Source organism: Pseudomonas sp. NPDC088414 (assembly GCF_044753325.1).
Classification (GTDB): domain Bacteria; phylum Pseudomonadota; class Gammaproteobacteria; order Pseudomonadales; family Pseudomonadaceae; genus Aquipseudomonas.
Genome location: NZ_JBIVMY010000021.1, coordinates 42,227 through 50,372, shown reverse-complemented (window position 1 = coordinate 50,372; position 8,146 = coordinate 42,227). Strand labels below are relative to the sequence as shown.

Here is an 8,146-nt window from a genome sequence, read left to right as displayed (position 1 = left end):
TCCTGCCTGAATTCGGCTTGCTAAGTGGAATCGGGTTACTGCGTCACGCCGGTCGAGGGCGTGCAGGGCGCGGTCTGTGCCGACCGCGCAAGGCATGGGAATGCTTTCTGGCCGGGACTCGGTACCCGGAACCATTCACCAATGAGAACGGATGACGTCTTGAAATAATTAGTCGGCAGGCTGGATCGCCAACGGGGGCCGGGGTGTGGCGGTGTGTCGCAGTTCTCGATTCGCACCTTTACGGAGCATTAGTTCTCTTTCTCAATTGACAATCATTATCATTCAACATAATTTGTCGCTCGATGTGTAGGACGGCCCCGTCCCCCGGCGTCCCACTAACCTATTGGCAGCAAGGTGATTTCCATGACGGAACAAGTATCCACAAGCAGGTGCGATTCACCGCTACTTCAGGCCTTCGTCGACAATCGACTGATTCTGGTGAAGATCGCAGCGCGCATTACCGGCTGCCGTTCGCGCGCCGAAGACGTGGTGCAGGATGCGTTCTTCCGCTTGCAGTCGGCTCCGCCGATCACGTCGTCGATCAAGGCGCAATTGAGTTACCTGTTCCAGATCGTGCGCAACCTCGCCATCGATCACTACCGCAAACAGGCGCTGGAACAGAAGTACTCCGGTCCCGAAGAGGAAGGGTTGAACGTGGTCATTCAGGGCGCATCGCCGGAAACCTCGCACATCAATTTCTCGACGCTGGAACACATCGCCGACGCGCTGACCGAACTGCCCAGCCGCACCCGCTACGCCTTCGAGATGTACCGCCTGCACGGGGTGCCGCAAAAGGACATCGCCAAGGAACTCGGCGTCTCGCCAACCCTGGTCAATTTCATGATTCGTGATGCGCTGGTGCACTGCCGCAAGGTGTCGGGCAGTCGCGGGGATGCGGCCTCGATGGGTCGTCGTTAATCAGCGAAATCGTGGTAACCCCATTCGCGAGCAGGCTCGCTCCCACATTTGTCCTGTGTATGCAGAACCTGTGTGGGAGCAAGCCTGCTCGCGAATGCGGCCTCAAGATCACGTAGATCTTTGAGGCCTGAACCTCAGGCCAGCTTGCACCGATCAAAAAACCGCTCACGCCCCAGGATCATCAACGCCGCGCGCTTGTGCGGAAAGTCGAATTCCTTCTCGCAGTGGAAGCACTGATTCTGCATGTGGCCGATCATTTTCGCGTTGTCGGCACGCGGCTCGGCGACCACGCGTTGCGTGCGCGGATCATCCAGAAACAGATAGTGCACCAGCGCCGACAACCAGCTCGCGACCTTGTGCGGGCCACGGTGATTTTCCTCTCCCACCAGCATGTGAATGCCTCGGTCGTAATTGTCCGCGTCGTAGAACGGCGCGATGCGATCTTCCTTGGCCCAGTAGGCTTCGAAGTAGGCAAACGGCTGATCGTCGAAACACCCGATCAGCGTCAGGGTATGCGGATCGGCGTCGAGCTTGCCGAGGTATTCGCGATGCTGCTCAAGACTGCCCTCCTCCTGCCAGAAACTGGCGACCCGCGGACTGTTCTGCCAGCGATTGAATCGCGCCAGATCCTGCTCGATCTCCAGCGTACGCAGGGAAATCCACGCCCCGAGACGCGCATCGAAGCGTCGATAGACTTCACCGCGCGGCTTGACCGGACGCAGCGGATGGCGCTTGCCCTGGCTGATCACCATTTGTTGCGGATAACTGCCGCTCAGCGATGTACCGAGCCATGGCTGCGGCAATTGCCAAAAAAGGGTGCGCTCGCAACGGTATTCGCCGGCCACGTCGGTGCCAGCCAGCAAGCCGCTGCGCAAGGCTTCGGTGGGCGGCTGATCCAGTTGCCAGAGCAATTGCTGACGCTCCGGCTCACGGGCGAACAACCAGTAGCAGGCAGCCCACAGCGCCAGGCCCGGCGGCAGGGCAAAACGCTCATCGAGCTGAATCGGGCCGGTGCCGTCACGATTCAGACGCAGGCGAATCAGCGGTTGCCCGTCCAGGCTCAGGTTCAGACGGCTTTCAGTTGCATCGGCTACCAGTTCACTGCCCGAAGGCAAGGCCAGGGCAGTCAGGTCATTCAGATTGGACATGGGTCGGGCTCACGATAATCGGCGACAGTTCAACGATGGGACGTGAGCCAAGAGCGGAAATTTAGCCGCCGGGGCGAAAATTGCTCAGGAGTGCGGCACCGGCACCACGGCTATTTTGTACGGATCGAAGATCTTCAGCATCTGGCCGTTGTCGCGCAAACCCTGCAGCAACTTGCTGAACGCCTCGCCGGTGATCGGTGCGTTCGGGCGCAGAATCGCGTAATGGTGGTAGATCTGATCGATGCGCTGCGACACCAGCAGCTCGTCTTTGACCTTTTCGTTGCGCTTCAGATAATCGAACAGGTACGAGCGCGTCACCAGGGCTATGTCGGCCCGCCCGCGCAGGACCATCAGCAAGTTGCTGTCGTGGGAATAGGTCAGCGAGGCATTGAACGTATCAGCCAGGTATTTGGGATCGGCATTGAAGTTGGCGAACTCATAGTGATATCCACTGTAAAGCGCCAGGCGCTTGCCCTTCAGATCGGCGAAGTAGTTCTCCTGGCGAGCATCTTTGCGTTGCGCGACGAAAATCTCGGCATCTTCCAGCCCCATATCGACCGTGGTGTGTGGAATATCCTTCCAGCCCCATTCCGGGTTTTCGAAAATCGCCATGTCGGTGCGACCTTCCTTCAGGTCGCCGAAGCGCCGGGGAATCGAAGTCGGTACCAGGACAAACTGATACTCCGTCTGCAACGCATTCAACGCTTCGACCAATTCCGGCAGCAGACCGGTGTCAGCACCGCTTTCCGGGCGGATGGTGTAAGGCGGAAAGTGCGCGGCGCCCACTCGAACCAGTTGCGCTGCCTGCGCGGGCAACACCCAAAATACCGTCAGCGCTACGAGCAAAAGCCCTGCGGTCGTCCGAATTGGCGAAGACTTCAAAACACCCCACTCCCCGAAAAAATACCGATCAATGCATTCAAGCTAGGCGGTTTCGCCCAGTTAGCCAGTTTCCTGACCTGTTGGAACGTGGGTTAACGCTCTTCGAGCACCAGGATTAGTGCTTCATCGGCCAACTGATCAAGGCTCAGGCTGCCGCCGGCACGGAACCAGGTGGTGGTCCAGGACAACGCGCCGGTGAGAAAACGTCGGGTTACAAATACATCGCCACGGATGAAGCCGGCCTCCTTGGCTTCGCCCAGCACCTGCAGCCAGATGTCTTCGTAGACATCGCGCAATGCCAGCACTTTGGCCTGACCGTCTTCGGACAGCGAGCGCCATTCGTAGACCAGCACCGCCATGGCTTCGCCGCTGCCACCCATGATCGACTGCAACTCGCAGCGGATCAGCGCCAGTACCCGCTCGCGCACGTTGCTGGCTTCGGCCAGCGCGGCGCGCATCAGCGCGGTGTTGTAGCGGATGGTTTCTTCCATCACCGCCCGTAGGATTTCATCTTTGCTCTTGAAGTGATGAAAAATACTCCCGGACTGGATCCCTACCGCCCCCGCCAGATCACGCACCGTGGTGCGCTCGTAGCCTTTGTTGCGGAACAGGTGAGCGGCCACTTGCAGCAGTTTGCCGCGGGCGCTGTCAGGGTCGGTCAACTGGCCCTGGTCGACCAGTTCGCGCATGACCCTCAGGGCTTTTTGCTCGTCCACCCGTTCTCTCCTACAGTCGATCAGTCTGTTGCCCCCTGAACGCGCAGGGTTGCGCGCAATTTAAGCCCGGGGCCGCAACCAAGCAAGCGCTTGGGCAGAGATATTTCAGCTGTTTACAAACCAAGCGCTTGCTTGGTAGCCTCCAGACACTTCTGTCGCAGGTTCCTGAGTCGGAGATAAAAATGCCAACCACCGTCCGCATCGGATGCGCCAGCGCATTCTGGGGAGACACCAGTACCGCCGCCGCACAACTTGTGGCCGGCGGGCAGCTGGATTATCTGGTGTTCGATTACCTCGCCGAAATCACCCTGTCGATCATGGCCGGCGCGCGCATGAAGGACCCGCAGGCAGGGTTCGCCGGGGACTTCGTTGAGGTGCTCGCGCCGCTGCTGCCGCAACTGGCCGAACAGAAGATTCGCGTGATCAGCAACGCCGGCGGGATCAATCCGAGAGCCTGTGCCGCCGCCCTGCAAGCCGCCTGCGACAAGGCCGGGGTCAGTCTGAAAGTCGCCGTGCTGCTTGGTGACGATCTGCAACCGCAATTCAAGCAACTCGCCGTCCAAGGCATCCACGAAATGTTCAACGGCGCGCCGCTGCCGCCGATGTGCGTATCAACCAACGCCTACCTCGGCGCGCCGGGCATCGTCGAGGCTCTGCGTCTGGGCGCCGACATCGTCATTACCGGCCGGGTGGTCGACAGCGCGGTGGTCAGCGCGGCGCTGGTGCATGAGTTCGGTTGGGCCTGGCACGACTACGACAAACTGGCCCAGGCCGCGCTGGCCGGGCACATCATCGAATGCGGCGCGCAATGCACCGGAGGCAATTTCACCGACTGGCGCGACGTGCCGGATTACGAACACATCGGTTTTCCCATCGTCGAAGTCAGCGCCGACGGCCAGTTCATCGTCAGCAAACCCGAAGGCTCCGGCGGTCTCGTTACGCCACTGACCGTTGGCGAGCAGATGCTTTATGAAATCGGTGATCCGCAGGCCTATCTGTTGCCGGATGTGGTCTGCGATTTCACTCAGGTGAAACTGCAGCAACAGGGCAAAAACGCCGTGCATGTCCACGGAGCCAAAGGCCTGCCGCCCAGCGATAAATACAAGGTCAGCGCGACCTGGCCGGACGGGTTCCGTTGCACCGCCAGTTGCCTGATCGCCGGCATCGACGCGGTGGACAAAGCCCGACGTGTCAGTCAGGCAATCATCGACAAGACTGCCGAAATGTTCAGCCAGCGCGGCTGGCCCCCCTACAGCGAAGTCGACATCGAACTGCTCGGCAGCGAAGCCACATACGGCCCTCACGGCCAGCGTCGTGACAGCCGCGAGGTGGTGATCAAACTTGCGGTGCGCCATCCACTGAAACCGGCGCTGGTGCTGTTCTCCCGGGAAATCGCCCAGGCCGCCACCGGCATGGCGCCGGGACTGACCGGCATCGTCGGCGGACGGCCGACGGTTTACCCGCTGATCCGCCTGTTCTCGTTCCTGATCGATAAAACCGCCTGCACCCTGCACATCGACATGGCCGGTGAACAACATCCCTGCGCCCTCCCTGTGCAGATGCCGCTCGATAGCCATGACCTGCCAACTCCCGACCAGCCCCCCAAACCCCAGGGCCGCGCCGACGCCAGTGTGCCGTTGGTGAAACTGGCCGTGGCGCGCTCCGGTGACAAGGGCAACCACAGCAACATCGGCGTCTTGCCGCGCCGCCCCGAGTACCTGCCGTGGATCGCCGAAGCGCTGACGCCAGCGGTGATTGTCGACTGGATGCGCCATGTGCTCGACCCGATCCATGGCCGGGTCGAACGCTGGTACCTGCCCGGCACCCACAGCCTGAATTTTCTGCTGGAGAACGCCCTCGGTGGCGGCGGTGTCGCGAGTCTGCGCATCGACCCACAGGGCAAGGCCTTCGCCCAGCAGTTACTGGAAATCCAGATCCCGGTGCCGCAGAGCATCGCCGAACAACTCGACTAGAGGTTGGGCTCATGGCTTACGCATCGATTTTCAAAGCCGATCTGTTCAGCGGCCAGACCATCATCGTCACCGGTGGCGGCAGTGGCATTGGCCGTTGCACCGCGCATGAACTGGCAGCGCTCGGCGCCACTGTGCTGCTGGTCGGGCGCAAACCGGAGAAGCTGCAAAAGGTCGCCGCCGAAATCAGCGAAGACGGCGGCCGCGCCCATTGGCAGGCCTGCGATATCCGTGACGAAGACGCGGTGAAACAACTAGTCGCCGGGCTGATCGCCGAACACGGGCCGATCCACGGTCTGGTCAACAATGCCGGCGGCCAGTACCCCTCGCCACTGGCCGCGATCAATCAGAAAGGCTTCGAAACCGTGCTGCGCACCAATCTGGTCGGCGGCTTCCTGATGGCCCGGGAAGTGTTCAACCAGTCGATGAGCAAACACGGCGGCAACATCGTCAACATGCTCGCCGACATGTGGGGCGGCATGCCCGGCATGGGCCACTCGGGCGCGGCACGCTCGGGGATGGACAACTTCACCAAGACCGCCGCGTTCGAATGGGGCTACGCCGGGGTGCGGGTCAACGCGGTGGCGCCGGGCTGGATCGCGTCCAGCGGCATGGACACTTATGAAGGCGCGTTCAAAGCCGTGATCCCGACCCTGCGCGAACACGTGCCACTCAAACGCATCGGTACCGAATCGGAGGTCAGTGCGGCGATCGTTTTTCTGCTCAGCCCGGCGGCGGCGTTCATCAGCGGCAGCACCTTGAAAATCGATGGCGCGGCCAGTCTCGGCAGCCGCGCATGGCCGCTACACAAGGCGAGCCACAGCGAGTCGTTCAACGGTTTCCATCGGGCGTACCTGCCCGATGTGCTCAAGGACAAGGAGTAAGCCATGCCGCAGATCCAGTCCCAACTCGATCCGCACAGTGAAGCTTTCGCGCGCAACTGCGCAGCGATGCTCAGGGCCATCGAGCACGTCCAGCAACTGGAACAGAACCTGTTGAACAAGGCTGCCGAAGCCAAGGCCAAATTCGACAAGCGCGGGCAACTGCTGCCTCGTGAACGCCTGAATCTGCTGCTCGACCCCGGCGCGCCGTTCCTCGAACTGGCAAGCCTGGCGGGCTACAAGCTGCACGACGACAAGGACGGCAGCGCTGCCGGTGGCGGTCTGATCGCCGGCATCGGTTACGTGTCCGGCATACGGGCGATGGTGGTGGCCAACAACAGCGCGATCAAGGGCGGCACGATCTCCCCCACCGGCCTGAAAAAATCCCTGCGTCTGCAACAGATCGCCCAAGACAACAAACTACCGGTGATCACTCTGGCCGAAAGCGGCGGCGCCAACCTCAACTACGCTGCCGAAATTTTCGTCGAAGGCGCACGCAGTTTTGCCAATCAGGCGCGGATGTCGGCCATGGGCTTGCCGCAAATTACCGTGGTGCACGGCTCGGCGACGGCGGGCGGCGCCTATCAGCCGGGGCTGTCGGATTACGTGGTGGTAGTGCGCGGCAAAGCCAAGCTGTTTCTTGCCGGGCCGCCACTGCTCAAGGCTGCGACTGGCGAGGTCGCCACCGACGAGGAACTGGGCGGCGCCGAGATGCACGCGCAGGTCGCCGGCACCGCCGAATACCTGGCCGAGAACGATGCCGATGGCGTGCGCCTAGTACGCGAGATCCTGCGCATGCTGCCGTGGAACGAACAACTGCCGTGGCTGCCGGAACCGCAATACAAGGCGCCGCTGTACCCGATCGACGAGCTGCTCGGGCTGATTCCCGAAGACCCGAAGAAGCCCTACGACGTGCGCGAAATCGTTGCGCGGATTGCCGATGAATCGGAGTTTCTCGAATTCAAGGGCGAGTTCGATCAGCAAACCATCTGCGGCCAATTGAAAATCCACGGTCGCGCCTGCGGTTTGATCGGCAACAACGGCCCGATCACCCCCGCCGGCGCGAGCAAGGCTGCACAGTTCATTCAACTGTGCGATCAGAGCCAGACGCCGCTGCTGTTCCTCCACAACACCACCGGCTTCATGGTCGGCACCGAGTCCGAGCAGCAAGGCGTGATCAAACACGGCTCGAAACTGATTCAAGCGGTGGCCAATGCGCGAGTGCCTAAACTGACGATTGTCGTCGGTGGCTCCTACGGTGCCGGCAACTATGCGATGTGCGGGCGTGGTCTCGATCCACGTTTCATCTTCGCCTGGCCCAACAGCCGCACCGCAGTGATGGGCGGCGCGCAGGCCGGCAAGGTGCTGCGCATCGTCACCGAGGCCAAACAGCTCAAGGAAGGCCTGGTGCCGGATCCGAAAATGCTCGACATGCTCGAACAGGTCACCGCGCAGAAACTCGACAGCCAGTCCACCGCGCTCTACGGCAGCGCCAACCTGTGGGACGACGGCCTGATCGACCCACGCGATACGCGCACCCTGCTCGGTTATCTGCTGGATATCTGCCACGAAGCCGACATCCGCACGCTGCAACCCAACAGCTTCGGCGTCAGCCGCTTCTGACCGCCACG

7 protein-coding genes are annotated in these 8,146 nt (G+C 61.4%); 4 read left to right on the top strand and 3 right to left on the bottom strand.

Annotated features, from left to right (window positions below; all coding sequences use genetic code 11):
• Window positions 1–363: 363 nt before the first annotated feature.
• Window positions 364–918, top strand: coding sequence for an RNA polymerase factor sigma-70 (locus tag ACIP8I_RS18115; RefSeq protein WP_027613402.1), 555 nt, complete (start codon window positions 364–366; stop codon window positions 916–918).
• A gap of 134 nt (window positions 919–1,052) precedes the next feature.
• Here ACIP8I_RS18115 and ACIP8I_RS18110 read toward each other — a convergent pair whose 3' ends face one another.
• The 3 genes from ACIP8I_RS18110 to ACIP8I_RS18100 form a co-directional block, all read right to left on the bottom strand.
• Entirely contained in the window at window positions 1,053–2,066 is a 1,014-nt protein-coding gene (locus ACIP8I_RS18110) for a GNAT family N-acetyltransferase (RefSeq protein WP_400762806.1), read from the bottom strand.
• An 84-nt stretch (window positions 2,067–2,150) separates the two neighbouring features.
• On the bottom strand, window positions 2,151–2,948 hold the full coding sequence (locus ACIP8I_RS18105) for a substrate-binding periplasmic protein (protein WP_400762804.1): 798 nt from the start codon (window positions 2,946–2,948) through the stop codon (window positions 2,151–2,153).
• Window positions 2,949–3,040: 92 nt separating this feature from the next.
• Complete coding sequence (locus ACIP8I_RS18100) at window positions 3,041–3,664, bottom strand: TetR/AcrR family transcriptional regulator (protein ID WP_007969065.1); 624 nt, start codon at window positions 3,662–3,664, stop codon at window positions 3,041–3,043.
• A 182-nt stretch (window positions 3,665–3,846) separates the two neighbouring features.
• Between ACIP8I_RS18100 and ACIP8I_RS18095 the strand changes: the two genes are divergently transcribed.
• Genes ACIP8I_RS18095 through atuC form a run of 3 tightly spaced genes read left to right on the top strand, consistent with a single transcriptional unit; the run spans window position 3,847 to window position 8,138 of the window.
• On the top strand, window positions 3,847–5,637 hold the full coding sequence (locus ACIP8I_RS18095) for an acyclic terpene utilization AtuA family protein (protein WP_400762802.1): 1,791 nt from the start codon (window positions 3,847–3,849) through the stop codon (window positions 5,635–5,637).
• 11 nt (window positions 5,638–5,648) lie between these two features.
• Window positions 5,649–6,518, top strand: coding sequence for an SDR family oxidoreductase (locus ACIP8I_RS18090; RefSeq protein WP_115989249.1), 870 nt, complete (start codon window positions 5,649–5,651; stop codon window positions 6,516–6,518).
• Window positions 6,519–6,521: 3 nt separating this feature from the next.
• A complete protein-coding gene (atuC, locus tag ACIP8I_RS18085; RefSeq protein ID WP_400762800.1) occupies window positions 6,522–8,138 on the top strand; it encodes a geranyl-CoA carboxylase subunit beta in 1,617 nt (538 codons plus the stop codon).
• Window positions 8,139–8,146 lie beyond the last annotated feature (8 nt).

Excerpts from the sequence above, each read along its gene's own strand:
- ACIP8I_RS18090 (WP_115989249.1), top strand. The coding sequence starts at position 5,649 with ATGGCTTACGCATCGATTTTCAAAGCCGATCTGTTCAGCGGCCAGACC.
- ACIP8I_RS18110 (WP_400762806.1), bottom strand. The coding sequence starts at position 2,066 with ATGTCCAATCTGAATGACCTGACTGCCCTGGCCTTGCCTTCGGGCAGT.
- ACIP8I_RS18115 (WP_027613402.1), top strand. The coding sequence starts at position 364 with ATGACGGAACAAGTATCCACAAGCAGGTGCGATTCACCGCTACTTCAG.
- ACIP8I_RS18095 (WP_400762802.1), top strand. The coding sequence starts at position 3,847 with ATGCCAACCACCGTCCGCATCGGATGCGCCAGCGCATTCTGGGGAGAC.
- atuC (WP_400762800.1), top strand. The coding sequence starts at position 6,522 with ATGCCGCAGATCCAGTCCCAACTCGATCCGCACAGTGAAGCTTTCGCG.